The sequence below is a fragment of the Nocardia sp. XZ_19_369 genome (assembly GCF_015355715.1).
GTDB lineage: Bacteria > Actinomycetota > Actinomycetes > Mycobacteriales > Mycobacteriaceae > Nocardia.
This window is the reverse complement of record NZ_JACVED010000012.1, coordinates 122,950-148,312: the sequence shown is the minus strand read 5'-3', so window position 1 is coordinate 148,312 and position 25,363 is coordinate 122,950. Positions and strand designations below refer to the sequence as shown.

The 25,363-nt window shown below is 67.7% G+C and carries 26 protein-coding genes; 11 read left to right on the top strand and 15 right to left on the bottom strand.

What is annotated here, in order from left to right:
- Positions 1 to 45: 45 nt before the first annotated feature.
- The 11 genes from IBX18_RS36905 to IBX18_RS36855 form a co-directional block, all read right to left on the bottom strand.
- Complete coding sequence (locus IBX18_RS36905) at positions 46 to 444, bottom strand: PPOX class F420-dependent oxidoreductase (RefSeq protein WP_194838075.1); 399 nt, start codon at positions 442 to 444, stop codon at positions 46 to 48.
- Positions 445 to 519: 75 nt separating this feature from the next.
- Positions 520 to 996, bottom strand: coding sequence for a DUF1772 domain-containing protein (locus tag IBX18_RS36900; protein ID WP_194838074.1), 477 nt, complete (start codon positions 994 to 996; stop codon positions 520 to 522).
- 107 nt (positions 997 to 1,103) lie between these two features.
- On the bottom strand, positions 1,104 to 2,549 hold the full coding sequence (locus IBX18_RS36895; protein WP_194838073.1) for a serine hydrolase: 1,446 nt from the start codon (positions 2,547 to 2,549) through the stop codon (positions 1,104 to 1,106).
- Positions 2,550 to 2,609: 60 nt separating this feature from the next.
- Entirely contained in the window at positions 2,610 to 3,623 is a 1,014-nt protein-coding gene (locus IBX18_RS36890; protein ID WP_194838072.1) for an alpha/beta hydrolase, read from the bottom strand.
- 132 nt (positions 3,624 to 3,755) lie between these two features.
- Positions 3,756 to 5,354: an FAD-dependent oxidoreductase gene (locus IBX18_RS36885; protein WP_194838071.1), complete on the bottom strand. Its 1,599-nt coding sequence runs from the start codon at positions 5,352 to 5,354 to the stop codon at positions 3,756 to 3,758.
- Positions 5,355 to 5,406: 52 nt separating this feature from the next.
- Positions 5,407 to 6,057, bottom strand: a complete 651-nt coding sequence (locus tag IBX18_RS36880) for a TetR/AcrR family transcriptional regulator (RefSeq protein WP_194838070.1) — start codon at positions 6,055 to 6,057, stop codon at positions 5,407 to 5,409.
- Positions 6,058 to 6,801: 744 nt separating this feature from the next.
- A complete protein-coding gene (locus IBX18_RS36875) occupies positions 6,802 to 7,248 on the bottom strand; it encodes a M15 family metallopeptidase (protein ID WP_373889264.1) in 447 nt (148 codons plus the stop codon).
- A gap of 136 nt (positions 7,249 to 7,384) precedes the next feature.
- Positions 7,385 to 7,690: a hypothetical protein gene (locus tag IBX18_RS36870; protein WP_194838068.1), complete on the bottom strand. Its 306-nt coding sequence runs from the start codon at positions 7,688 to 7,690 to the stop codon at positions 7,385 to 7,387.
- Complete coding sequence (locus IBX18_RS36865; protein ID WP_194838067.1) at positions 7,687 to 7,929, bottom strand: hypothetical protein; 243 nt, start codon at positions 7,927 to 7,929, stop codon at positions 7,687 to 7,689. Before IBX18_RS36865 ends, IBX18_RS36870 begins: the two co-directional genes overlap by 4 nt.
- Before the next feature lie 463 nt (positions 7,930 to 8,392).
- The gene (locus IBX18_RS42530; protein WP_228542352.1) at positions 8,393 to 8,689 is read right to left on the bottom strand and encodes a hypothetical protein; all 297 of its coding nucleotides are present in this window, start codon (positions 8,687 to 8,689) and stop codon (positions 8,393 to 8,395) included.
- Positions 8,690 to 9,380: 691 nt separating this feature from the next.
- On the bottom strand, positions 9,381 to 10,691 hold the full coding sequence (locus IBX18_RS36855; RefSeq protein ID WP_306796567.1) for a sensor domain-containing diguanylate cyclase: 1,311 nt from the start codon (positions 10,689 to 10,691) through the stop codon (positions 9,381 to 9,383).
- A 397-nt stretch (positions 10,692 to 11,088) separates the two neighbouring features.
- Here IBX18_RS36855 and IBX18_RS36850 point away from each other — a divergent pair, with 397 nt between their 5' ends.
- Complete coding sequence (locus tag IBX18_RS36850) at positions 11,089 to 12,201, top strand: alkane 1-monooxygenase (protein WP_194838066.1); 1,113 nt, start codon at positions 11,089 to 11,091, stop codon at positions 12,199 to 12,201.
- 31 nt (positions 12,202 to 12,232) lie between these two features.
- On the opposite strand, the gene IBX18_RS36845 is transcribed toward IBX18_RS36850, so the two are convergent.
- Positions 12,233 to 13,909: a fumarate hydratase gene (locus IBX18_RS36845; protein WP_194838065.1), complete on the bottom strand. Its 1,677-nt coding sequence runs from the start codon at positions 13,907 to 13,909 to the stop codon at positions 12,233 to 12,235.
- A 273-nt stretch (positions 13,910 to 14,182) separates the two neighbouring features.
- Between IBX18_RS36845 and IBX18_RS36840 the strand changes: the two genes are divergently transcribed.
- Complete coding sequence (locus IBX18_RS36840; RefSeq protein WP_107657739.1) at positions 14,183 to 14,653, top strand: MarR family winged helix-turn-helix transcriptional regulator; 471 nt, start codon at positions 14,183 to 14,185, stop codon at positions 14,651 to 14,653.
- 4 nt (positions 14,654 to 14,657) lie between these two features.
- Here IBX18_RS36840 and mftD read toward each other — a convergent pair whose 3' ends face one another.
- Together mftD and mftE are read right to left on the bottom strand one after the other, a co-directional pair.
- Positions 14,658 to 15,869: a pre-mycofactocin synthase MftD gene (gene mftD, locus IBX18_RS36835; RefSeq protein WP_194838064.1), complete on the bottom strand. Its 1,212-nt coding sequence runs from the start codon at positions 15,867 to 15,869 to the stop codon at positions 14,658 to 14,660.
- Positions 15,866 to 16,600 (bottom strand): mycofactocin biosynthesis peptidyl-dipeptidase MftE, encoded by a 735-nt coding sequence (gene mftE / locus IBX18_RS36830; protein WP_194838063.1) that lies wholly within the window; start codon positions 16,598 to 16,600, stop codon positions 15,866 to 15,868. The genes mftD and mftE overlap by 4 nt, the downstream gene beginning before the upstream one ends.
- A gap of 40 nt (positions 16,601 to 16,640) precedes the next feature.
- Here mftE and mftR point away from each other — a divergent pair, with 40 nt between their 5' ends.
- The 8 genes from mftR to IBX18_RS36790 all read left to right on the top strand — a co-directional run bounded on the left by mftR (position 16,641) and on the right by IBX18_RS36790 (position 23,376).
- Positions 16,641 to 17,234, top strand: coding sequence for a mycofactocin system transcriptional regulator (gene mftR, locus IBX18_RS36825; protein WP_107657742.1), 594 nt, complete (start codon positions 16,641 to 16,643; stop codon positions 17,232 to 17,234).
- A 122-nt stretch (positions 17,235 to 17,356) separates the two neighbouring features.
- Complete coding sequence (locus IBX18_RS36820) at positions 17,357 to 18,259, top strand: STAS domain-containing protein (RefSeq protein WP_107657743.1); 903 nt, start codon at positions 17,357 to 17,359, stop codon at positions 18,257 to 18,259.
- Positions 18,260 to 18,273: 14 nt separating this feature from the next.
- Complete coding sequence (locus tag IBX18_RS36815; protein ID WP_107660644.1) at positions 18,274 to 18,663, top strand: STAS domain-containing protein; 390 nt, start codon at positions 18,274 to 18,276, stop codon at positions 18,661 to 18,663.
- Positions 18,641 to 19,066, top strand: a complete 426-nt coding sequence (locus tag IBX18_RS36810) for an ATP-binding protein (protein WP_107657744.1) — start codon at positions 18,641 to 18,643, stop codon at positions 19,064 to 19,066. Before IBX18_RS36815 ends, IBX18_RS36810 begins: the two co-directional genes overlap by 23 nt.
- Complete coding sequence (locus IBX18_RS36805) at positions 19,059 to 19,694, top strand: SpoIIE family protein phosphatase (RefSeq protein WP_107657745.1); 636 nt, start codon at positions 19,059 to 19,061, stop codon at positions 19,692 to 19,694. The genes IBX18_RS36810 and IBX18_RS36805 overlap by 8 nt, the downstream gene beginning before the upstream one ends.
- Positions 19,695 to 19,707: 13 nt before the next feature.
- A complete protein-coding gene (locus IBX18_RS36800; protein ID WP_194838174.1) occupies positions 19,708 to 22,080 on the top strand; it encodes a SpoIIE family protein phosphatase in 2,373 nt (790 codons plus the stop codon).
- Between the two features lie 156 nt (positions 22,081 to 22,236).
- Positions 22,237 to 22,866 (top strand): flavin reductase family protein, encoded by a 630-nt coding sequence (locus tag IBX18_RS36795; RefSeq protein WP_194838062.1) that lies wholly within the window; start codon positions 22,237 to 22,239, stop codon positions 22,864 to 22,866.
- A 171-nt stretch (positions 22,867 to 23,037) separates the two neighbouring features.
- A complete protein-coding gene (locus tag IBX18_RS36790) occupies positions 23,038 to 23,376 on the top strand; it encodes an STAS domain-containing protein (protein WP_194838173.1) in 339 nt (112 codons plus the stop codon).
- A 102-nt stretch (positions 23,377 to 23,478) separates the two neighbouring features.
- Here the strand turns inward: IBX18_RS36790 and IBX18_RS36785 are convergent, their stop codons facing one another.
- On the bottom strand, positions 23,479 to 24,516 hold the full coding sequence (locus tag IBX18_RS36785) for an LLM class F420-dependent oxidoreductase (protein ID WP_194838061.1): 1,038 nt from the start codon (positions 24,514 to 24,516) through the stop codon (positions 23,479 to 23,481).
- 144 nt (positions 24,517 to 24,660) lie between these two features.
- On the opposite strand from IBX18_RS36785, the gene IBX18_RS36780 reads away from it, so the two are divergent.
- Entirely contained in the window at positions 24,661 to 25,320 is a 660-nt protein-coding gene (locus tag IBX18_RS36780; protein ID WP_135231857.1) for a cyclodeaminase/cyclohydrolase family protein, read from the top strand.
- Positions 25,321 to 25,363: the final 43 nt, after the last annotated feature.

Here is a 25,363-nt window from a genome sequence, read left to right as displayed (position 1 = left end):
AAAGTCCGGATTGGGACATTGCGGCAGGCCCTGGTACTCGGGTGACTAGTCGGCGGTGCGGCTGGTGAAGTCGAAGGAGCCGCCGTCGATGCCCCAGGAGATGATCCGTTCGGGGTGGATGCGGATGATCGCGCGTTCCTGGGGTGGGAACGGCGGCTCCTCGTCGTCGAGTGCCTCGGCGGTGCCGCGGACCTCGATGCCGCGAATAACGTAGGGGTCCAAGGAAACCTGTTGGTCGATGACGAACGAGACGCGGCTGCCTGCCTCGACATTTCGGAACTTACGACTGGCCTGCATGCGCATGCCGCCGATGTCGATCGTGCCGTCGGCGTTCACCCGATAGCTGGTCGGGTTGTTCTGCACGACGCCGTCGGGCGACACCGTAGCCAGGCGACCGATCCCGGCCTCGGCGAGGAACTGCTGTTCATTGGTGGTGAAGGTCATGTCGGTTACTCCTCGATTCGATATCAGGCGTGCCCGGCGATCGGCCGGAAGTTGTCGGGTGTGGAAAGTGCTGGGTCAGAACAGGATCAGCGCGGCGCACAGTCCGGCGATGGCGATGAACTGCAGGGGGACGCGGTACTTCAGCAGGCTGTCCCACTCGTCCTGCAGCGCACGGGCATTGGGCGGGATGATGCCGCTCTGCGCGGCGGCGGTCTGCTGGGCGTTGATCGGCTTGGCGATGCGGACGTACAGGGCCAGCCAGGTCAGCAGCGCCGCGACCGTGATCCCCGCCGCGACCGCGGCGCCGGTCTGCCCGGCCACAATCGCGATCAGCAGCGTGAGCACCGCGGTGACCACACCGCCCGCACCGACCACCGGCATGCGCTTGTCGCCGTAGTAGTGACCCCATCCCGCGCTCACGGTCACGGTCGCATCATCGAGCTTGCGGTAGACCGACCGCATGATCACCGCCCCGCAGACATCGGTGCCGTAGACGACGGCATTGGCGAGAACGGCGACTACGGCAATGATCTGGCCGGTGACGATGAGCATTTCGGCTTCCCTTTCCAAAATCTAGCAGCGCTAGAAGCTGGAGCAAAGGTAACATTCCGCTACTAGCTTGTCTAGCGTTGCTAGATTTCAGATCAGGTGCGCGACAGTCAGCGCGGGCCGTGGCTGAGGCCGAGCAGAGCGGCGACGATCTGGCCGGTGGAGTCGAGCATGTTCGCGAAGATGTCCTGCGGCACCAGCTTTCCGTTGCACCACAGCACATTGCAGTTCGACGGGGCGTACGGGCCGACACCGAAGAGGATCTGGGCGGTGTGTGCCGGGTCGACCCAGAAGGCGAGATCGTCGAGATCACTGATGATGGGGCCGAAGGTGTCGCCGTAGCGGTACGGGTCGTCGAACGGCTCGGCGGGCACGTCGGTGACGGCCGCGACCACCCGGCGCAGGAACTCTTTGTTGTCCGGATTCGATTCGGCGGCAAGGGAAGTCTGCACATTCCCGGTGTCGATGCCGCCGGGTACGCCGAGCCGGACGATCACCATGTCGCGGCTCGGGATCACCACGTTGAACTGGCCGAACGCGCCCACGAATGCATACAGGTCGCGGGGTGCGCCGGGGAACATCGGATGGTCGAACACCTTGGCGGTGGGCACCGTCGCGGTCTTGTAGGAGTCACCGGCATTGAGCCAGAACAAGAATCCGTAGCCACCGTTGGCATCGGTCGGCTGACGCGCCTGCCGGATATAGCCCGGATCGATCAGTTGCGTTCCGCCCCAGCGCCCTTCGTGCAGCAGGAGCAGGCCCAGCCGGGCGAGATCGTCGGCGCGCATCGCGAGACCACCGTTGACAGCGGTGTTTCCGCTGCGGTCACGCAGCCAGACCCACTGGTCGCGGGCAATACCCAACGGCTGCATGAGTTCTCGCTGGACGAAGTCCTGGAAGTCCGTGCCGGTGGTGAGCTCTACGATCTTCGGCAACAGGGCCAGCACGGCCTGGGCGTACTGGAAGGTCGTGCCCGGCTCGAAGGCGGGCGGGGTGTGCAGGGATTGCAGCACCTCGTCGGTGGCGATACCCGCGATATCGGCGGCCCAGGAGAAGCGCAGGCCGGTCGTCTGATTCAGCACCTGCCGGACGGTGAGTGCGGCATGCGCGGCGTCGGCCTGCGGGAAGAACTTGCCGAGCGGGTCGTCGAGGCCGAAGTAACCGAGCGTGATCGCGCGACCCACCGCGACCGAGGTGACGCCCTTGGACGAACTGGCCAGTGGCACCGGCAGATTGCCGGTGCCGGTGCGGTCACCGACCAGGCAGCCGTGGCGGTACACCTGGATCGCGTACGCGCCCTTGGCCGAGCCGAAGTTCAGTGCGTCGGTCAGTGCCGCGGGGTCGAAGCCGACGGTGGCCGGATCGACGCGTTGCACTGCTCGGCCTGCGGGCGGCTCGGCACACGCGGCGCTGGACTCCGCCGCGACGCCGGGTTCTGCCGCAGCGCTGGGTTCTGCCACGGCGCTGGGTTCTGCCGCAGCGCTGGGCCCCACCAGTGCGAAGGTGACCACAGCGGTGACACAGAGCCCACCGGCCCACGCCCGACGGAAATTCATGCTCGACCCATTTCTGTTCTGTTCCTTGCTGATTTGGTGGAGCTGTTGAGTGCGTCGGCGCTAGGTCAGCGCATTGGCGAGAGCATTGCGCTCCACGCTGAAGAAGGTCTTGTCGGCGGGCAGCCGCCAGTCGGGGCCGACGAAATACGCCTTCGCGACCTCGTCCCCGAACGCCTGATATCGCAGCCAAGCCAGCGCGGTGCCCGTGTGCAGATAGCTGTCCAGCCCGTCGACCGGCGAGAAATGGCTCACGCCACGGGCATTGGCGATCCACGCGGGCGCCTGGAACGACAGGTTGTATTGCCACCAGCGGACCCAGGCGAAGTCGGGCACCACGAAATCGTTGTAGCCGGTGAGGAACAGCGTCGGCACCGAGACGAGCGCACCCACCGCCAGCGGGCCCGGTTCGATGGCGAGCACGCCGCGCACCCGCATCGCCGGATCGATCGTCGATGCGATACCCGGGAACACCGTTCCCGCTTGCAGCGCCGCCTGCCCGCCGCCGGAATGACCGCCGAAGATCGTGCGGCTCAGATCGATTTTGTTGTACAGCGGCGAATTCGGATCCCGATCGGCGACCACGGCGGTGGCGACGCCGAGGGCAGGCACGTACACCAGCGAGTTGAAGAACTCGTATGGGATCACCACGACGAAGCCGTGGCTTGCCCACTGCCGGGCGAGTGCGTCGTACATTCCCGGGTTCGCGCCGAACCCGGAGGTGAACACCAGCAGCGGCGCCGCGGGAAGTTCGGCGATATCGGCCGGGTAGTAGGTGTTCACCCCGATCGGCGAGTCCAAGCCGTTGGGAAAGGCCTGGGTGCAGGTCATGTCGTCGCGGTTGCCGAGCATGTGCACGACGATGTGTTCGACCATGCCCCAGACCGATTCCTGACACGGATTCGTGCGCACCGGGGTCGCGACCGGATGAGGACCGGGCTTGTTGAACACGCTCTGCGCGGTGGTTCCCGGTTCGGGTATGTCCGCGGTCGCGGCCGGCGCCACCGTGGCGAACACCGCGATCGCAGCCGCCACCATCGCGGTCCCCGCGCGTATCCGAGTAGCAAACCTCATCATCGAGGGCTCCCTCATCCTCCGGCATCGTTGCCGGACCTGCCTATCCGATAGTGAAACCATTCAGTCTCGAATTGCAGACAGTACTCGGTAGTGGCCTACGACACAATGGGGTTCGGCACCGATCCAGGCCGGTCAGTCCCCTTTTGCCAGGTCGCGTCCCGCGATCCAGCCCCAGGTGAGCGCCGAAGCGATCGTCAGTCCGCCCGCGATCGTGCCGGGTCCGAACACTGCCGCAGCCGCGTTGCCCGCGGCGTAGAGACCGGGGATCGGCCGGTCGGACCAGTCGAGAACACGGGCGCGGTTGTCGGTGCGCGGGCCGCCTTTGGTGCCGACCGCGCCGGGGTACACGGGAACGGCGAAAAACGGTGGCTCGCTTACCGGTCCGAGATTCGGATGAGCCGCGGTCGGGTCGCCGAACGCGTGCTCGTATCGGGTACGGCCCCGCTGGAAATCGTCGTCGCGCCCGGCCTCCGCCATCGCGTTGAAGCGAGTGACGGTGTGCGCCAACGCCGCCGGGTCGATACCGATACGCTCGGCGAGTTCGGCGAGGTTGTCGGCGCGGATCAGCCAGTCCGGGGCGGGCGTGCCGGCGGGGATGCCCGCGACCGAGTATTTGGCGCGGAACTGCGCGTCACCGATGGCCCAGGCGGGCAGGTTGCGCGGCCGGTGGGTGTTGGGATCGAGATCAGCGAAGGCGCTCGCACAGTTGTGGCTGGTCTCGTTGACGAAGCGGCGGCCCGCGGAGTTCACCCACAACACATGGGGCAGTGACCGTTCCGGCAGGGTGAGCTGCGGTTGCGGCGTGGCGGCGGGATCGGGCCAGGTCCGATCCGGCGCCTGACAGGCAGGCCAGGACCAGTACTCGCCGGTGTAGGCCAGCGCCGCGCCGACCCGTCCGGCCATGCGCAGCGCGTCGCCGTGCTGGATCGGCGGCGTCACGGGATGGGTGAGCGGCCCGGACAACAGCTGCGTCCGCAGCGCCGGATCGTGCTCGAAGCCGCCGCTGGCGAGCACGACCCCGCGGCGTGCGCGAACGGCGCCGTCCGCGCGATCGATGCGCACGCCATCGACCCGGCCCTGCGCGTCGCGCGTCAGTTCCGTTGCGCGGCAGTCGCGAATCAGGCGCACGCCCGCCGTTCGGCAGCCGTGCAATAGCCCGACCACGAGCCCCGCGCCGAGTGTGACCGTCCCGGCGGCCGTGCGTTGGGCGATCAGTTCCATCGGCGGCGTGCCACCGGCGAACAGATAATGCTCCAGCACTTCCTGATTGGTCAGCACCGGGGCGAACAACGGTGCGGGCCAGACGAGTTCGTTCAGGTCACCCAGGTCGCCCACGGCCAGCGGACGGACCTCGACGTGCCGCGCGGTCTTGCCGCCGGGCAGCTCGGCGAAGGTGTCCGGATAGGCCGGAGCCGGGGCGAAGCGGATCGGCGAGTGCTCCTCCAGAAAGCGCACCACCTCGGGCACTGTCCGCACGAACGTTTCCACCATGGCGTCGTCGCGTCCGGGTGCGGCGGCACGGCAGTAGGTGAGCGCCTCGTCGAGGGAGTCGGACTCGTCCATCCGATGGTTCGCCGGGGCCCACACCTGCCCGCCGGAGACCGCGGTCGAACCACCCCACCGCGGCGACGCCTCCAGCACCACCACCTCCGCGCCGCCGTCGGCAGCGGCCAGCGCAGCCGCCAAACCCGCTGCGCCCGAACCGATCACGACAACATCGGCGTCGATCATGACTACCTCCTCGCTCTTTTGTTTATAAGTACACAAAAAAGCGGGAGGACTGTCAAGAGCGCGGAATCAGCCCGTCCAGCAGTGCGTTGAGCCCGAAGTCGTAGTTGTCCCACGCATGCGGCCACGCCGTGGCGAGCGCGGCGACCCCCGGGGTCTCCCCCGGGTCCGCGGCATCGATCATCGCGGTCTGGAAACTCACGCGGTCCGGATCGGAACCGGTGCGCGTCATCGCAATTCGGATCGTCAGCACACCGACGGTGTATTGCCACACCGCCCGGTACGCGGCACCCGCCTGCTCCGTGGAGAGCCCGCAGGCAACAAACGCCTGCAACAACTCCTCGAGCAACCACAGAATCGACCGACCGACCAGATTGCCACTCGCCAACACCCCCACCACCCACGGATGCGCCGCCAACTCGTCATGCAGAAACCGCCACAGCACCACCAGCCGCTGCCGCGGATCCTCGGGCAGTTCCGGCCGTTTCAGCGTCGCCGCCACCCGATCCAGCAAAAGCAACAGCAGCTCATCCTTGTCCCGGACATGCCGGTAAATCGCCATCGGCGAACTAGACAGTCGCTGCGCAACCGCACGCATCGTCAACGCATCGATCCCCCCGGAGTCCACAATCTCCTCCGCGACCAACAGAATCGCATCCCGCGACAGCCGGGCCGGGCGCCCACGGCGCCGCACCGAATCGTTCATCCCCGCAGTCTGACAGCCCGATGGCGGCGGGGACGTAACCCGCCTCGGCACCACCGAAGTCAACGGACGCTCGCGACTGCCTGGCGGGCGGGCATCGGCAGGCAAGCATCGCCGGGGGCGCTGAGCCTCAGCGAGCACTTGCGTCCGTACCCATCGACGGGCACGCGCCGGGTTCAGCAAGCACTGACAGGCCGGCCCCGGACAGGCCAGCGGGCAAGCGCCGTCGGGATCGCTAGGCGTCAGCAAGTACTGGCGTCATGGCCCATCGACCGGCACTCGCCGGGGTGGAAAGCGCTATCGGGCACTGACATCGGGCACACCGGCAGGCAAGCATCGCCGGGGCGCTGGGCCTCAGCGAGTACTGGTGTCGGGGCCCGTCGACCGGCACGCGCCGGGGGCGGAAAACGCAAGCGGGCGCTGACGTCCGGGCACACTGGCAGGCAAGCATCGCCCGGGGGCGCTGAGCCTCAGCAAGTACTGGCGTCCGGGCCCGTCGACCGGCACGCGCCAGGGGGAAAACGCAAGCGGGCGCTGACGTCCGGGCACACCGGCGGGCGGCGCCGGGCGGTACACACCCGCGGGTACCGATGCCGGGTACACCGGCGGGCAAGCATCGCCCGGGGGCGCTGAGCCTCAGCGAGTACTGGCGTCCGGGCCCGTCGACCGGCACGCGGCGAGGGGGTTAGGCGCTTGCGGCGCTTTCGTCTTGACGCACCGGCGGGCGCGCGCCGGGGCCGGTATGCGCTAGCGGGTACTGGCGTCCGGGCGCATCGGTGGGCAGGGGTGGCCGGGGGTGGTGGCGAGTTCGAAATGCCACCATTCGTTGTCGTACATGCGGCAGAGGCCCCAGTGGTTTCCGTTGGCTTCCAACCACTGTGCTCCGGCGAGCGGACCGACGTCGACCGCCTGCCCCGAGACGTGGGTCGACTCCTCGGGGGGCAGCACCCAGCGGCGGGCCGCGTCGGGTCCGCCATAGGTTGCCAAGCCGTCGTCCCACAACTGCTGCTGCTCATCGGGTGTGCGATAACCGGACGTGATCGACAGCGGCACGCCTTGCGCGTGCGCCTCGTTCTCCGCCAGCGTGTAAGCCACCGCGAGGCCGGGTTCCAATCCCTCGGTCCCCGCCGCCGACCCCATCGCCTCCCGCTGGTCGGCCGGCACCCGCTCCTCCGCCCCCGCCTGCGGTGCCATCAACCCCGTTGCGACCAGCGCGGGCAACACCGCCACCGGCAGCCCGAGTCCTAGTCGTTTCCGCACACCACTCCGCAACACCATGCCGGCGATGGTAACGGTCCGCGCCGTCGACCGCGCCGGTCGCCGGCGGCGCTCAGAGATCCTGCGCGGCCCGCAGAGCTACCGATACCCGGTCCATCGTCTCGGTGTCCGCGACGCCGACGCACTCGTCGAGCCGACTGCGCACGGTCGCTTCGGGGTGCAACGCCGAGGCCCATCCGTGCGGCGGGAGCTCGACGGCCAGCAGCCCGCCGGGATCGGAGTCGAGGACGTGCAAGGTCAGCACGACCTTCAGGTGCGGGTTCTCATTGATCGGGGCGGCACTGATGATCAGCCGACGGGTCGAAACGCCTGGACGGTTGATGATCGGCTCGTATCCCCATACTTCCCCGCGGTTCACGCGAGCCCGGATTCGCGCGCCGCAGCCTCGGTCTCTTCCGCGGCAGCCTCGGCGTAACCGGGGTTCGCGGCGTCCCACTCGACGTAGGACGCGACCGACTCACGGAGCGCTTGCTCCCGGAAGTGCCGCTCGACCCACGCGGAGACATTCCCACCCGCGGCCGCCGCCTGCTTGGTGATGTAGTCAGCCGTGGCCTGTTCGAGACTCAACGTCATCCGGGCCTTCATACTCAACATCATACGATGCCTCCGACCCGGGACGGAAGAACTTCGCGTGTCGCGCGGGCTGGGGCGGTCGGCGTGGCAAACGGCACAGGTTGTCCGCGGCGGGCCACTGACGAGGAGTCATAGTCGATGGGCATGGCCCATGCTTACCCGAAATCCGTTGGCTGGCAAATGCTTCATCCACAAGGAACGCGGGTTGTCCACAATCTATCCCAGTGCTGTGGATCACAGTGTGCGGGCGGTTGCTACCAGTCCGATTCGTGACAGTTGTGGCGTTGCCCCGAATCCGCTTGCCGCCCAACTGGAGCCGCCGACCCCGATCAGGCCGCGGACGGCACCCGAGCTGATGCGGCGGGTGGTCGCCCGCGGACCGGGCGGGTTGTGCACAGGTCGCAGCGGTGTACACATTCGCTCCCCAGAGATGTGAACAGCCACTACAACGGACAATTCGACTAGCGCACCGGACAATTCGGCCGTATCACTCGCGCAGCGGAGTGACCAGCGTGAGGTGGTCCCGTTCGATAACAGGTACTCGTGCGGACGCCGGGTGGCGAATCGCTTCCACCGCTTCACGATTGCGCCCGATCCGCTCGATGATTTCGCTGCCGTGATCGCGGGCGTAGGCAATGGCGATTTTGATCTTGCCGGTATGCAGGCTCGACTTCGCGCTCAGCACTTCGATGCGCCGCTCGACCGGCCCGTCCAATTCCTGTAGGCGGGCAACGACTTCCCAGACATCGGGGCCGGCGACCAACGCGGCGCGGCGATCGTTCATCGGCCCACGGAAAACAATGCCGGGATGGTCGAGCTGATCGACACCCTCCCGGATGAGGCGGTCTAGCAATGCGGTAGAAGTTGTACCCTCGCGTGCGGCGCGTGCGGCCAGCCTGCGACTGGCGGATTGTGAGAGACGCAGCGTTGTCGTGATGACCCTGGACGTACTCATTGTCCTCCTCGATCTTCAATGGCAGCTGAGATCAAACGGCACCCTGAACCAACGATGTACATCGCTAAGGGTGCCTCGCGAAACGGCCAGGTCACCCCGGCGATCGGGGTGACATCGGGATGTCCGCACAAAAGCCTCACCGAAAATCAAACGCCCAGTTCACCCCTCCTGCTCAGGGTCGGCGTCGCGAAATCGGAGCCCATTCCCCGCCGTATGCCGCGAAATCTCCGGCGGGATCGCTTACCGCCGAAACGATTTCCACGGCGCGTTCCGGCAAACGACACCGGTCATCAGTGCGGTGCGGTCAAGGATGATGCGAGTCTCCACCGACCGACCTCGATACCGCAGCCGACGAACAGTTTCGCTCGAAAGCGATCGACGTGCTTCGCGACGGTACACACCGAACACATTCTGCTGCGCATGATTTGCGTATCGGTCTGCCCCGGAGCAACGCAGCAGAACGCCGCATGGAACGCGGTTATCGCCCACGAAAGAATGGCGACCGGAAATGGCGCGAGCACTATCCCCCGACAACGGACGACGGCGTCACCTGCGATTCGAGAGTGTGCAACACCCAGCGATCCTTCCCATCCGCCTTGGCCCGATAAAGCGCGGTATCCGCCGCATCGAGCAACGCCTCGGCCTGCGTGCCGACCACAGCCGTCAGCACCGCGCCGATACTGGCCGACATCCGCAACCGCAGCGCTCCGATGGAGAACGGATCGACGAGCGCCGATTGCAGACTGGTCGCCACGGCGGTCACCCCGGAATGGTCGGCCGGCGGCGGGATCACCGCGACGAACTCGTCGCCACCGATGCGCGCGACCGGACACCGGAAATCGAGCACGCTCTCCTGGAGCCGCGACGCCACCGCCGCCAGCACCTGATCACCGGTCCCGTGCCCGTACCGATCGTTGACGTCCTTGAATCCGTCGATGTCGATGAAACACAACCCGACCCGATCCTCGATGTCCGCCGTGGCGATCATCGCCTCCACCCGTTCCAGCAGATGCCGCCGGTTCGGCAACCCGGTGAGCAGGTCGTGCCGAGCCTGCCGATGTAGCTCGTCGCGCAGCCGATGCTGCTCGGTGACGTCCTCACCCACCGCGAGCAGATAGTCGTCCTGCCTGCCCACCCCCTTGACGAAGGTGATGGCGAACGCGGCCCACCCGTAGCTGCCGTCGGCGCGCACGAGACGTTGTTCGAGCTTCACGGTGCCGTTCCCGTTCGGCACCAACTCCCCGTACACCAGGGTGCGGATGTAATCCCGGTCGTCGGGGTGCGCGAAGTCGTAGACCGACGCGCCACGCAGTTCGTCGACCGGCACACCGAGCATGTCGGTCAGGCCGCGGTTGGCGTCCAGCAGGGTGAAATCGGTGTCCACGATCGCGATCGCGACCGCCGCATTGTCGAAGACGACCCGAAACCTGTCGTCGGCCGCGCGGCGGGCTTCCTCCCGAGCCTGTTCGACCGATTGCCGTTCGAGGAAGAACTGCCGATGCAGTTCCGCCCCGTAACCCTGGCCGAACGCCGCGAGCAGCGCGGAGAGCCGGTACCCACAGTCGGGATGCTGCTCACCCAGCCGGTACAACACCTTCGCCGACGCGACCGGCACCTCCGAACCGAGCACCCCGGCCGCCACCAGCGCGGCACCCGCATCCGCGGCAACGCTCGCGTCGAACGGATCGGCGTGCAGACCTGCCACCATCTCCCCGACCAGGCTGGCCAGCAAGCGCAGCGTCTCATGGGGCGGCACCGGCATGCGGCACACCGTGGACAGCGCGTGCCACCACCCGTGCGCCAGTACGTTTCGTTCGGTCTCTTCCACCACGACCCCCTGCTAGTTCGGCCGTCGCTCACCCGCTCGACAGTGACACGTCTAGCACGCGCGGAATCCGTTCGCACGGAAGTATTCCCAGTGTTGGCCAAAGCATCAGGTCGGTGCTGTCCGAGGGTTACCGATTCGTGCTGCAAGCCGGCGCACCAGACCTGACCAGGGTGGACCGGGTGCTCGGACAGCCCGCTCGTCACGATTGGGAACACATTCGCTCCACATTGGTAACGAGAACCAGCGTTCAGGCGACTCTGCTATCACAAGCAACAATCGCGCAGTGGATACTGAGCAGCCACAACAGATTACGGTTGCCCCTCGCCGGAATCTCACTGAAAGAAGCAGGACGATCAGCCGCCGACAACCCCGAGGTCAGGACCGTAAGCGCCCACTGTGGATGCTCGGCCTGATCGCTCCCTCGTGTGCCTTACTGCCCTCGCAGCTCGTGCTGCACACCGGCGCGCCCGTGTTCTGGTGGATCGGCCCGGTGATCGTGTTGATCGCGATTCCGGTGCTGGACTGGGTCGTCGGCGAGGACGGTGCGAACCCGCGCGACGAGGACTACGAATTGCTCTCCGGCGACCGCTATTACCGCTGGTGCACCTACCTGTTCCTACCGATCCAGCTGTTCGGTCTCGGCATCGCGTGTTACCTGTGGGCGGGCGAGGAACTCACGATCGTCGACAAACTCGGTCTGGCCGCCACGCTCGGCTTCGTCAGCGGCATCGGCATCAACGCCGCGCACGAACTCGGGCACCGGGTCGAGCACCTGGAACGCTGGCTGGCGAAAATCGCGCTCGCCCAATCGGCATACGGCCATTTCTTCGTCGAACACAACCGCGGCCACCACGTGCGGGTCGCCACGCCCGAGGATCCGGCCAGCGCCAGGCTCGGCGAGTCACTGTGGGAGTTCCTGCCGCGCAGTGTGAGCGGCGGTTTCCGGTCGGCGATCCAGCTCGAACGGGAGCGGCTCACGCGCAAGGGCCGAGGCTGGTGGGACGTGGACAATCACATCCTGCAGGCGTGGGCGATGAGCGTGCTGCTGTTCGGCACGTTGGTCGCGCTGTTCGGCTGGCAGATCCTGCCCTGGCTGGCGCTGCAGGCCGTGATCGGCATCGGGCTGCTGGAGACGGTGAACTACGTCGAGCACTACGGCTTGTTGCGGGCCCGCCGCAGCGACGGCAAATACGCCAGGTGCTCACCGCGCGACAGCTGGAACAGCGACCGGCTGGTCACCAACATCTTCCTGTTCCATCTGCAGCGGCACAGCGACCACCACGCCAATCCGGGACGCCGGTACCAGACGCTGCGCAGCTCGGCGCACGCACCACAGCTCCCGGCCGGCTACGCGACGATGGTCCTGCTCGCCGCCGTCCCGCCGCTGTGGCGCCTCGTGATGGACCACCGAGTGCTCGCCCACTACGGCGGCGACATCACCCTCGCCAACGTCCAGCCGCCCAAGCAGGGGCGCCTGCGCGCCACCCTGGCCTACCGGCGCGCCACCGGCTGAGCGGGCGGACGTTCGCGACCGCCCGCCTTCCTCAGACCTTCTCCGCCGAACGCGTGCGCACGCGCAGGGCGATCGGCTTCTGGGTTTCGGCGAAGAAGTCGTTGCCCTTATCGTCTACGACGATGAACGCCGGGAAGTCTTCGACTTCGATCTTCCAGACGGCTTCCATGCCGAGCTCGGGGTATTCGAGCACCTCGACGGACTTGATGCAGTCGAGCGCGAGGCGGGCGGCGGGGCCGCCGATGGAGCCGAGGTAGAAACCGCCGTGCTCGTGGCACGCCTTGGTCACCTGGGCGGAGCGGTTGCCCTTGGCCAGCATGACGAAAGAGCCACCCGCGGCCTGGAATTGGTCGACGTAGGAGTCCATCCGGCCCGCGGTGGTCGGCCCGAACGAGCCGGACGCGTAACCCTCGGGAGTCTTCGCCGGGCCCGCGTAGTAGACGGCCATCTCGCGCAGGTACTCCGGCATCGGCTCACCCGCGTCGAGCCGTTCCTTGATCTTCGCATGCGCGATGTCGCGGGCCACCACCAGCGGACCGGTCAGCGAAAGCCGGGTCTTCACCGGATATTTCGACAACTCGGCGCGGATCTCCGACATCGGCCGGTTCAGGTCGATCCGCACCACATCGCCGCCGAGGATCGACTCGGTCTGCTCCGGCAGGTAGTGCGCGGGCTCCCGCTCGAGCTGCTCGAGGAACACGCCCTCCGGAGTGATCTTGGCCAGCGCCTGCCGGTCCGCCGAGCAGGACACCGCGATGGCCACCGGGCAGCTGGCGCCGTGCCTGGGCAGCCGGACGACACGCACGTCGTGGCAGAAGTACTTACCGCCGAATTGCGCGCCGATGCCGAAGGATTGGGTGAGCTTGAACACCTCTTCCTCCAGCTCCAGATCCCGGAACCCGTGCGCGGCAAGCGATCCCTCGGTGGGCAGGTTGTCGAGGTAGTGCGCCGAGGCGTATTTGGCTGTCTTCAAGGCGAATTCGGCGCTGGTACCGCCGATCACGACCGCCAGGTGGTACGGCGGGCAGGCCGCGGTGCCGAGCGAGCGGATCTTCTCGTCCAGGAACTCCAGCATGCGCGTGGGGTTCAGCACGGCCTTGGTCTCCTGGTACAGGAACGACTTGTTCGCCGACCCGCCACCCTTGGCCATGAACAGGAACTTGTACATCGGATGCGCGGGATCGCCTGGCGTGGAATACAACTCGATCTGCGCGGGCAGGTTGGTGCCGGTGTTCTTCTCGTCCCACATGGTGATCGGGGCGAGCTGGGAGTAGCGCAGGTTCAGCTTGGTGTAGGCGTCGAACACGCCGCGGCTGATCCATTCGGCGTCGTCGGCGCCGGTCAGCACGCCCTCGGACTTCTTGCCCATGACGATCGCGGTGCCGGTGTCCTGGCACATCGGCAGGATGCCGCCCGCGGAGATGTTCACGTTCTTCAGCAGGTCCAGCGCGACGAAGCGGTCGTTGCCGCTGGACTCGGGGTCGTCGATGATCTTGCGCAGCTGGGCCAGGTGCGTCGGGCGCAGGTAGTGGCTGATGTCGTGCATCGCCTCGGCGGTCAGCAGGCGCAGCGCCTCCGGCTCCACCTGCAGGAAGGTCCGGCCGTTGACCTCGAAGGTGCGGACGCCCTCGGTGGTGAGCAACCGGTACGAAGTGTCGTCGGCGCCGATCGGCAACAGGTCTGAATAACGGAAGTCCGGCGCGGTCACGGGACGCACTCCTTCGGGCTGGGCCTTGGCTGTTGCTCAGCCGGGCTGGTCACAGGCACAGCGAGCGTATCCACCCCGCAACGTCACACGATGCTTAGGCAAGGCTTATCTCTAGTAGTTGCCACAAAAGGTTGCACGTTCAACCCCGGTAGTGCTACCTGTCGTCTCACACAAAACGATCGGACGTCCAAGCGTCCGTTCGCCGCAACAACCGTCGCGCGACGCACAACGACGCGCGACAATGTATGACACGCCAGAGTTTGGAGCGCTATCGTGACCGATCCCCATTGGCTCGATGACGTCGAAATGCGCGCCTGGGTGGGCTTTGTGCGCACCCGCGACCTCATCGCCGCGGCGGTCGGGCGGGACTCGACGCGGGAGTCGAACCTCACCTACGTCGAGTACTCGGTGCTCGCCTTCCTGAGCAAGTCCGCGGACCACCGCTGCACCTTCGCCGACCTGGCCGCGCAGCTGGAGTGGTCGCAGAGCAGGCTCTCGCACCAGATCACCCGGATGGAGAAGCGCGGGCTGGTGGTCCGCGAGCCGATCCCCGACGACGCGCGTCGCACCGCGGCCCGGCTCACCCCGCGCGGTGCCGAGGTGCTGACCGGTGCGGCGCCCGCGCACGTGGTCAGCGTGCGCAAGCACATGATCGACGTGCTGGACCGGCAGCAGCTGGCCGCGCTCGCCGACATCTACGACACGCTGCTCGCGCATCATCGACAGCCGGCGAACGACAACTGACCACTCAGGCGGAGGTGGGCGCGGCCACCGCGCGCACTGGCGCGGCAGGCACACCCAGCGCGCGCTCGAAACCAGCGGGCACCACCAAATCGCCGCGATCGAGTTCGGCGACACTGGTTTTGCGCAATCCGAGCAGCGCCGAGTCGATCCCGCCGCGCAGGATGTCCAGGACGTTCTCCACGCCCGCTTGACCATTGGCGGCCAGTCCCCACAGGTACCCGCGCCCGATCATCACCGCGCGAGCGCCGAGCGCCACCGCCTTCACCACATCGCTGCCGCGCCGGATGCCGCCGTCCAGCACCACCTCGATCTGTGAGCCCACCGCGTCGGCCACCGCGGGCAGTGCCCGGATGGCAGCGGGGGTGCCGTCGAGGTTGTTGCCGCCGTGGTTGGACACCGAGATGGCGGCGACGCCCGCGTCGACCGCACGCAGCGCGTCGTCGACCCGGATGACGCCCTTCAGCATCACCGGCCCGCCCCACTGCTCGCAAATCCATTGCACGTCAGCCCAATCCGGCGGCGGCGTGCCCATCCATTCGCCGTAGGCGCCGAAGAACCCGGGGGCGGGTCCGTCGCCGAGCGCCATGTTCGGCGCGGTGAGATCCGGGATGTGCCCGGCCTTCGCGTACGTCACGAGCCAGCGCGGCCTGGCCAGCGTCTGCGGCGCGAACTTCAGCATGGTGCGCAGGTCGAGCTTCTCCGGGATGACTGGGCTGCCCCAGTCCCGGCCGTGCGAGAACGACCAGTCCAGGGTGAGGATCAGCCCCACCGCACCTGCCGTCTTCGCCCGGTCCATCCGCTGCAGGATCTCGTCTTTGCTGCCACACCAGTACATCTGGAAGAAGGTCGCCGGGTTGGCCGCGACCACCTCTTCGATCGGCTTGCTGGCGAAGGAGCTGAGCCCCATCGCGATGCCGCGGGCCGCCGCCGCCCGCGCGACGGCCACCTCGCCGTCCGGGTGCACCGCCTGTACACCGGTGGGCGAGATCATGACGGGCATCGAAAGCTGTTGGCCGAGCACGGTCGTCGACTGGTCGCGAGTACCTATCGGGCCAGCGACGTGCGGGGCGAAGCCGAGTTCGGTGAATGCCTGCTGGTTGTCCTCGATGGTCTGGCCGCGCTCGGATCCGGCGATCAGCGCGCCGTACACCGATTTCGGCAGTCTCTTCTTCGCACGCCGCTGCGCTTCGGCAACGGTTTCGAACCACGGGTTCATGGTCGGACGGTCCTTTCCAGGGCGGCTACCGGCCACCACAGCCGGGTTCGGTCGAGCAGGTCGGTGGTGAGGTGGTCGAGCAGGGTCGCGCCCTCGTCGGCGGTCGCGCCGGTCGGGTCGCCGAGTACGCCGTTGGCGCTGACCGCGCGGACTCCGGCGTCACGCAGCAGCGGCATGAGCTGGGTGAGCGGGCGGACGTCGCCGGGTTCGGCGCGGTCCAGCCGCACTCGCTCCGGCGTAAGTGCCAGTTGCACAGCGGTTTCCGAGCGGCCCGCGTGCAGATCGCCCTGGTAGCGCGGCAGATACACGCGCACGTCCCGGGATTCGCCGCGCAACAGGGTCTTCGCGCGCCGCAACGGTTCGAGGTTGCCGCCGTGCCAGTTGACCAGCAGGATGCGGTCGAAAGTGTCCGTCGCCGAACGGCACAGCTCGACGATGAGCAGCTCCAGCGCGGTCTGCCCGATGGACAGTGTGCCGGGGAAGCCGGCGTGCTCGCCGCTCGCTCCGTACGGGATCGCCGGTGCGACAAGCACATCCGGGCGCAACGCGGCGAGGCGAGCGCACAGTGCCGCGGCGATGTCGGTATCGGTGGACAGCGGCAGATGCGGTCCGTGCTGTTCGGTCGCGCCGATCGCGACGGCGAGAATCCCGCCCGTGGCGGCCCGCTCCCCGGCCTCGGGCGAAGTGAGATCGGCCACCGCACAACTGTGGCCTGCGACACTTTCGAACATATCGGGAGATTATCGTCAGCCACTGACATAATCAATACCCGTGACAGCCAGGACCACCCGCGGTCGCCCGCGCGGCACCACCAAACGCGAGCTCGAACTGATCGCCATGCGGCTGTTCACCGAGCAGGGCTTCGACGACACCACCGTCGAGCAGATCGCCGCCGCGGCGGGGATCAGCGGCCGCACCTTCTTCCGCTACTTTCCCACCAAGGCGGAGGTGCTCTGGTACCAGTTCGATGACGAAGTCGCCGCTCTGCGCACCGCGTTCGCCGCTGTGCCCGACGATGTTCCGATGATGACCGCGGTGCGCCGAGTTGTCGTGAACGCCAATCGGTATCGGGCCGAGGATGTGCCCGAGCTACGGACCCGCATGCAGCTGGTCGCCACCAACCCGGCCTTGGCCGCCACCGCGGGCGCGCACTACGACGCCTGGGAACGCGCGGTCAGCGACTTCGCCGCGCGCAGGCTGGGCGAACCGGACAACGCGCTGATCCCGCTGGCCGTCGGCCGCACCACCCTGGCCGCCGCCCGCGCCGCCTTCGATGCCTGGCTGGCCCGCGCCGACGCGGATCTCACCGTTTACCTGGAGGCCGCGTTGAGTGGGCTGGAACGCGGTTTCGCCCCACCACCGTGAATCGCACGCGAACAACCGGCAGGTTTCATCCGCAACTGGGTTGGGGTATGACTAGGCTCGGTGTCGGTCGCACGACCGAACGATCATCCCGACTCAAACCGTCGAAAGGGGCAGGAGTTTTCATGTCCGAGGTGTCCATGAGCCTTTCGGCGGATTCGCTGAGCGGACCGGTCGACAATCTGCTTCCGCAGTTGGTCGAGCATCTGCGTCAGAATCGCACCGCCCTGCGCGAAGAGTGGGCTCGGCGGATCACCGACGCCCAGCTCCTGACCGCGATGACCCCGGAGGAGATCTTCTCCGAGGCGACCTCCGTCTACGACAACTACGTCGAGGTGCTCGAGACCGGTAGCGTCGAGGCGCTGCAGGCCTACGCCCGCGACTTGTCCGAGCGCATCATTCCGAGAGGAGTCGAGACCGACGAGGTCCTCGGCATCGTCCTCCTCCTCCGCGACGTGCTCGCCCGCTCGCTGTTCGAGAAGTACCAGGCGGACTTCCAGCTGCTCAACGCGGTGCTCGACGCCTACGAACCGGCCGCCAACCGCATCGCCAACACGGTGGGCGTCTCGTTCGTGCAGGAGCGCGAGCGCGTCATCCGTCAGCAGCAGGAAGCCATCCGCGAGCTGTCCACCCCTGTTCTCCAGGTCCGTGAACAGCTGCTCATCCTGCCCATCATCGGCGTGCTGGACAGCCAGCGCGCCCGCCAGCTCACCGAGCAGCTGCTGCGCGCGATCCGGGCCAACCGCGCCAAGGTGGTCGTCATCGATATCACCGGTGTCCCGCAGATCGACTCCACCGTGGCCAACCACCTGGTGCAGACCGTCGACGCGTCCGGCCTGATGGGCGCGAACGTGATCATCACCGGCCTGTCCTCGGAGATCGCGCTGACACTGGTCACCATCGGCTTGGATCTGTCGAAGATGAACGCGGTCGGCGACCTCCAGGGTGGTATCGAAGAAGCGGAACGTCTGCTGGGCTACGAGGTTTCCCGAGTCGCCGAGCGGGTCACCGAACGCGACGGCCGCTAGATCGGGGCGGGCAGATGCCGGTACCGATTCTCAAACAGGGCACCTATCTCATCGCGTCGGTGCAGTCCGCACTGACCGACGCCGACACCGAACGCCTGCAGGACGACCTGATGAAACAGGTCAGCAAGTATCGAGCGCACGGCATCATCGTCGACGTCACCGCGATCGACATCATGGATTCCTTCGCCGCGAGATCGCTGCGTACCATCGCGCACATGACGCAGCTGCGCGGCGCCGAAACGGTGATCGTCGGGCTGCAGCCGGAAGTCGCCTTCGCCATGGTGCAACTCGGGCTCACGTTCGAGGACATGCACACCGCCCTCGACCTCGAAGAGGGCCTCGCCTGGCTCAACAAAAAGACGGCGAGCCCACGCCAGCGAGATGGTCGTGACAGTGGCCGCTGAGAACCTGGTGATCGCGGTCAGAGTGTCGGGCGACATCGTGATCGCACGTCAGGCCGGCCGCGAACTCGCAGCGAAGCTCGGATTCACACTGACAGACCGCACCATGATCTCCACGGCGATCTCCGAAATCGCCCGCAACATCACCAGTTACGCAGGCAGCGGCGAGATCCGGCTGCTGGTCGACGACCGGGAGGGCCGGCAGGCCCTGGTGGTACAGGCCGAGGACCAGGGGCCCGGCATCCTCGACATCCCCCGCGCACTGGAGGACGGCTACTCGACCGGGCGCGGCCTGGGACTCGGTCTCCCCGGCGCGCGCAGGCTGATGGACCGGCTCATCGTCGACTCGGCACCCGGCAAGGGCACGTTGGTGGAGATGTGGAAGTGGGTACCCAACGGTGCATGAAGACGGGTTCATCGGCCGAATCGAGTGGGCGGTGGCCGGTCGCGCGCTGCCCGGCCAACGCGTCTCCGGTGACCGCGGCCTCATCCTCGACACCGGCGGCGGCACCGTCCTTTTCGCCGTACTGGACGGACTCGGGCACGGTGCCCCCGCGGCCGACGCCGCCGACCGCGCCGCGCAGGTGCTCTCCGAGAACCGCGCCGAACCGCTGGACGTGCTGATGGTGCTGTGTCATCGAGCCATGGCCGACACCCGCGGTGCCGCGGTCTCGCTCGCCCTGTTCGACCCCGGCGACACGGTGCGCTGGCTCGGCGTCGGCAATGTCGAATCCCGGGTACTGACAGTTACTCCCGCAGGACTCGCCAGTCGCGCGAACATCTTGCTCACCGCGGGAATCGTCGGCTACCGACTGCCGCAGAATCTGCAACCGCAGACCATTCATGTGCGCCCCGGCGACCTGCTGCTGATGTCCACCGACGGCATCGTGAGCGAATCCGCCGATGCGATCGATCTCTCGAAATCAACCGCGGAGATCACCTCCGACATCCTGGCCAAGCACGCCAAGGACACCGACGATGCGTTGGTGCTCGCTGCCCGCCACCGCGGCTCGGCGCAAGGCCTGCCGTCATGAGGGGCCGCGCCGGATGACAGCACTGGCCGACTTCCTCGACGAGTACGCGAAAGCCCTACGGCGGCACCTGGATTCACCGAGCCAGGGCACCTTGGCCGAGGGCTACGAGCTCGGCCGGCGAGCGTTGGTCGAGGGCATCAGCCTGCTCGATCTCAACGAAAACCACTTCCGGGTGGTGCAATCCGCCGAGCATGCGGCGGGCATCGGCGGCGGCGACTCGCGACTGGCCGAGTCGGCGCTGGAGTTCTTGCTGCAAACCCTTGCCGCACTGGACATCGCGACCCGCGGCTATCTCGACGGGGTCGGCCGCTATGAGCAACAGCGTTCGCGCGCGGACGATCTCGCGGGCCGTGATGCCTTCCGCACCGCGTTGGTCGAGTCGCTGCAGGACGGTTTCTTCGTCGCCGATTCGCACGGCGCCATCGTCGAGGTCAACTCGGCGTTCGGCGCGCTGACCGGGTACGGCGCCGCCGATGTGCCGTTCGCACTGCCGCATCCGTGGTCGATGCCGGACGGGCTGGTCCTTTCGAGCGACCTGCAAGCAGTCGCTACGGGCCGCTACCCCGATCTCGGTACCGAGGCACAGCGTTTCGTCATTCCGATCCGGCACCGCGACGGCCGCACCGTGTGGCTCGCGGTGAGCACCAGCGCGCTGATCAAGCCGGAGAACAACGAACGCATCTTCGTCGGCACCATCCGCGATGTCACCGCCGAGCACGACGCGCAGGCCCGCGATCAGGCGGCGTCCCGGTTGGCCACCGCAGTGGCCGCCGCGACGAGCGTGGTGGAGGTGCTCGCCGTCGGCCTCGACGAGGTGCGGCGCACGGTGGGCGCGCAGACCGCGGTGGTGGCGGTGTGGCCGAGCAGACACGTCGAGCCGGAGGTGTACGTCTCCGGCGCGGAGGGCGCGAACGGTCCGGAGAACGCCGAACTGGACGCGCGGGCGCGGGCCATGCTGGAACGGGCCAGACGCAGACCCGGCCGCAGCCTGTTCGCGATCCCGGAGGGCACCGAGAGCTCCGAAGGCATCGTCGCGCCGCTCGGCGAAACCGGTGACGCCGCACTGTGGTTGCGGTTCGCCGCGCCGCGCGCGATCAGCGCCGCCGACTGGACGCTGTTCTCGCTGCTGATCGGACACCTGAGCCTCGCGGTGCAGCGGGCGCGCAACTTCGACCAAGCACGCTCGACCTCCCTCACCTTGCAGCGGGCCATGCTCGGCCCCATCGAACTGCCGCCGCGGTTCTCGGTGCATTACGAGCCCGCGCTGCCGCCGCTGGAGATCGGCGGCGACTGGTACGACGTGGTGCCGTTGCGCGACGGCACCATCGGCGTGGTGGTCGGCGACTGCGTCGGCCGCGGGTTGTCCGCCGCCGTGGTGATGGGTCAATTGCGTACGGCCGCAAGGGCATTACTCTTGCGCGGGGCCGGTCCCGCGCAGTTGCTCGCCGAGCTGGACACCGTCGCGGGACGCATCCCGGGGGCGATGTGCACGACCGTGTGCGCCGCTGTGCTCGACCCCGTGCGCGGGCTGGTCCGTTACAGCAGCGCGGGCCACATGCCGCCGATCCTCGCCGATGTCGAAGCGACCGGCCGGTTGCTGGAGGGCGGGCGCTCGGTTCCGCTGGCCACCTTCGATCCGCCGCGCCGCCCGGAGGCGACCACCGCGTTGACACCAGGGTCGACGCTGGTGCTGTTCACCGACGGGCTCGTCGAACAGCGCGGCATCGACATCGACGACAGCTTCGCCAAGATCGCCGCCGTGCTCGCCGACACCTCGGCCAAACTGCCCAGGGAAGTGGCCGACGCGGTGCTCTCGCGCCTGCGGCCCGCCGCCGGGTACGACGACGACGTCGCCATGGTGGTCTATCGCCAGCCGCCCGCCCCGCTGCGCCTGGAGGTCCCCGCGCACCCGGATGAGCTTGCGGCACTGCGCCGTACGCTCAAGACCTGGCTCGCCGCCGCCGCGGTGCCGCACGATCTCGCCTCCGATCTGGTGGCCGCCGCGAACGAGGCGTGCAGCAACAGCATCGAGCACGCCTACCGCAACGGCGCCGTGCCGAGCGGCCGCCCCGCGAGCACGGATCGCTCGATGGGTCGCGTCAGCAAGACCCTGCGCGACCCCGCCGCCGACATCAATCGCGTCCAGTTGAGCGCCACCTGCAACACCGAGACCGTGGTGATCACCGTGACCGACGCGGGCAGTTGGAAGCCGCGCTCCGCCGATCCCGGCTACCGCGGCCGCGGCATCGACATGATGCGCGCGCTCACCGAGGAGCTCGACATCGACCACACCGGGCCCGGCACCCGGGTCCGAATGTCGGTCACCCTGCCCGCCATCACCTTCCCGGTGGCCAACCCGCTGCGCGGCACCAACCGCCACCTCTAGGGCCTGTCGCAAAGTCCGGCCGAGTTTGTATCGGCGACGACGACAACGCGGCCAGCCAGCGATCCATCCCCTGGATGGGACTTCGCGACAGGCCTAGGGGAACGCAGCGTCCTTTTGCCGCCAGCACCGGGTGGTCGCGCGCGGCATCGTTGGCGCATGCATCGCGTTGTTGATCTCAAAGTTCTCTATTTCGGTACGCCGGTGGTGTTGATCGGCACCCGGAATCCGGACGGGACGGCTAATTTGGCGCCGATGTCGTCGGCGTGGTGGCTGGGCGATCAATGCATGCTCGGGATGGGTACCAGGTCTCAGACATCGCGGAACCTGGCGCGCGAACGGGAGTGCGTGCTGAATCTGCCGTCCGCGGACCTGGTCGAGGCGGTGGATCGGCTGGCGCTGCTGACCGGTTCGCCGGAGATGACGCCGCACAGGGTCGAGAAGGGGTATCGCTATGAGCCGGACAAGTTCGGGGCCGCCGGGCTCAGCGAGGTCCCCGGAGAGGTCGTCGCAGCGCCCCGGGTCGCCGAATGCCCGATTCAGCTCGAATGCGAGCTGGTGTCCGCCGCACCGTTCGGCGTCGACACCGGGGCCACCGCGCACACCGTGCGGGTACTGCGCGCGCATGTGACCGACGAGCTGATCACTCCCGGCACCGACCACATCGATCAGCTGCGCTGGGATCCGCTGATCATGAAGTTCTGCGAGTTCTTCGGCGGCGGTACGCAGCTGTTTCCCTCACGGTTGGCCGAGGCGTGGCAGATACCGCGCCCGGCGACCAGCCGTTGAGCCGACCGGCCGAATGCTTCTATTGCGAAGCGCCGCAACGGCAGGTTCGACCGGCGACCTTACGGTAGTGTTTGACCTTATGAACGCGCCGAGGTTGCGAATTCGCCGCTACTTGTGTGTTGTGATGTTGTGACCAACACTTCCGGAGACGCGTATCCCCTCGCGGACACGATGACCACCACCGTCGCCTCACAGGATGGTGCGACGGTCCTCACGGTGGTCGGCGAGGTCGACCTGGCAACCGCCCCCGCGCTGGAGAGCTCGATCGAGGCGATCCTCGACGGCAAGCCCGCGGTCCTGATCATCGATCTGACCGCAGTCAGCTTCCTCGCCTCGGCGGGGATGGCCGTGCTTGTCGCAACACATCAGCGTGCGGGTGAGAACACCGCGATTGCCGTCGTTGCCGACGGCCCCGCCACCAGCAGACAACTGCGGATGACCAACCTCGATCAGGTCTTCGCCGTGCACTCCACGCTGCAGGAGGCGCTCGCGGGGTTCCAGAACCGCTGAGCAGTTCGCTCGGCCAGATGCTGAGCATGCAAATGACCCCAAAGGCTGGGCAGGCTATGGCGGGCAGGGCGACAATCCCTGCCCGCCAACGTCATCCGTGGTTCAGCAGAGCTCGCGCAGCTGCTCGATCAGCTTGACGCGCTCGGCCGGGGTGGCGGCCATCGGCACGACGTTGAGGACGGTGACGCCCGCTTCGGCGAAGGCGGCGACCCGTTCCTTGACGTAGCCTGCGGATCCGATCAGCGAGGTGTCGCGGGCCAGCGCATCCGGGACGGCCTTGGCCGCCTCTTCCTTCTTGCCCGCCAGGTAGAGCTCCTGGATGCGGTCGGCCTCGGCGCCGTAGCCGTACTTGGTGGCCAGCGTGTGATAGAAGTTCTTGCCCTTGGCACCCATGCCGCCGATGTAGAGGGCCAGGTGCGGCTTCACGAACTCCAGCAGCGGCTCGACGTCGTCGCCGATGGCCAGCGAGGGGCTCGCGTAGACGTCGAGGTCGCCGAGCTGCGGGTCGCGCTTGGCGAAGCCGGCGTCGAGCGACTCGCCCCAGATCTGCTTCGCCCGCTCCGGCAGGAAGAAGATCGGCTGCCAGCCCTCGGCGATCTCGGCGGTCAGCTCGACATTCTTCGGGCCGATCGAGGCGAGCAGCACCGGAATCCGTTCGCGCACAGGGTGATTGATCAGCTTCAGCGACTTGCCGAGGCCGGTGCCCTGCCCCTCGGGCAGCGGGATCTGGTAGTACTTCCCGTGGTACTCGAGGCGCTCGCGGCGCCACACCTTGCGGCAGATCTCCACCAGTTCCCTGGTGCGCCCGATCGGCGCGTCGTAGGGCACGCCGTGGAAGCCCTCGATCACCTGCGGGCCCGACGCGCCGAGACCGAGGATGAACCGGCCGTCGGAGACGAAGTCGAGGCCGGCCGCGGTCATCGCGGTCAGGCTGGGGGTACGGGTGTAGATCTGCAGGATGCCGGAGGCCAGCTGCAGCCGCGTCGTCTTGGCCGCGAGGTAGCCGAGCGCGCTCACCGCGTCGAACGAGTACGCCTCGGGGACGAACACGATGTCCAGTCCCGCGCGCTCCAGGTCGGCGACTTCCGCCGCCGCCTCTTTGAAACCGCCCGAGTAGTTGATGCTCAATCCGATCCGCATAGCACTCAACATAACGGCGGGTATGGCTCCGCGCCGCACCGGACCGCTGTACCGGGGGCAGTCCCGCAGCAAACGTGGTCGGCCAACCGGTAGCGTTGACCGCGCACTCCCCGCCCACGCCGCTCTCTGAAAGGCCTCTGACCCGTGTCGCAGCCGAGCACATCGTCCCAGGAAACTGCGCCCTCGTTCGGCGAGGCCACGCTCGCGCAGTACCTGTCCGAGCTGGCCGCCAAGGTGCCCGCACCCGGCGGTGGCGCCGTGGCCGCGCTGCACGCCGCGCAGGGTGCCGCGCTCGTCGCGATGGTCGGGCGCTACACCACCCGCGCCAAGGATGCCGAGAACCGCCCCGTGGTCGACCGGATCATCGAGGCCGCCGACGCCGCCCGCGCGCGTTCGCTCGCCCTCGCCGACGCCGACGCCGCCGCGTTCACCGCGGTAGGCGCTGCCTACAAGCTGCCGAAGACCACGCCGGAGGAAGAGGCCGCCCGCACCGCGGCCATCAACGCGGCGCTGATCGAGGCCGCCCGCGTGCCCGCGACCGTGGTCGACGAGGCCGACGAGGTCCTCTCACTGGCCACCGAGCTGTTCCCGATCGGCAACCCCAACGTGGTCACCGACATCGGCGCCGCGGCCGACGCCTGCCGCGCGGCCGCCGCGAGTTCGCAGCTCAATATCGAGATCAACGTCGCGTCGCTGCCCGCCGCGGACGGCGACCGGTTCGCCGCCGTATTGCTGCGCATCGAAGAAATCGTCGCGCGCGCCGACGGACTGCACGCCGACGTGGTGCACGCGGTTCGGGGCTGACAACGCGTTTCCGTACCGCGCGGCCGGGTATGTCGGCGAAGAC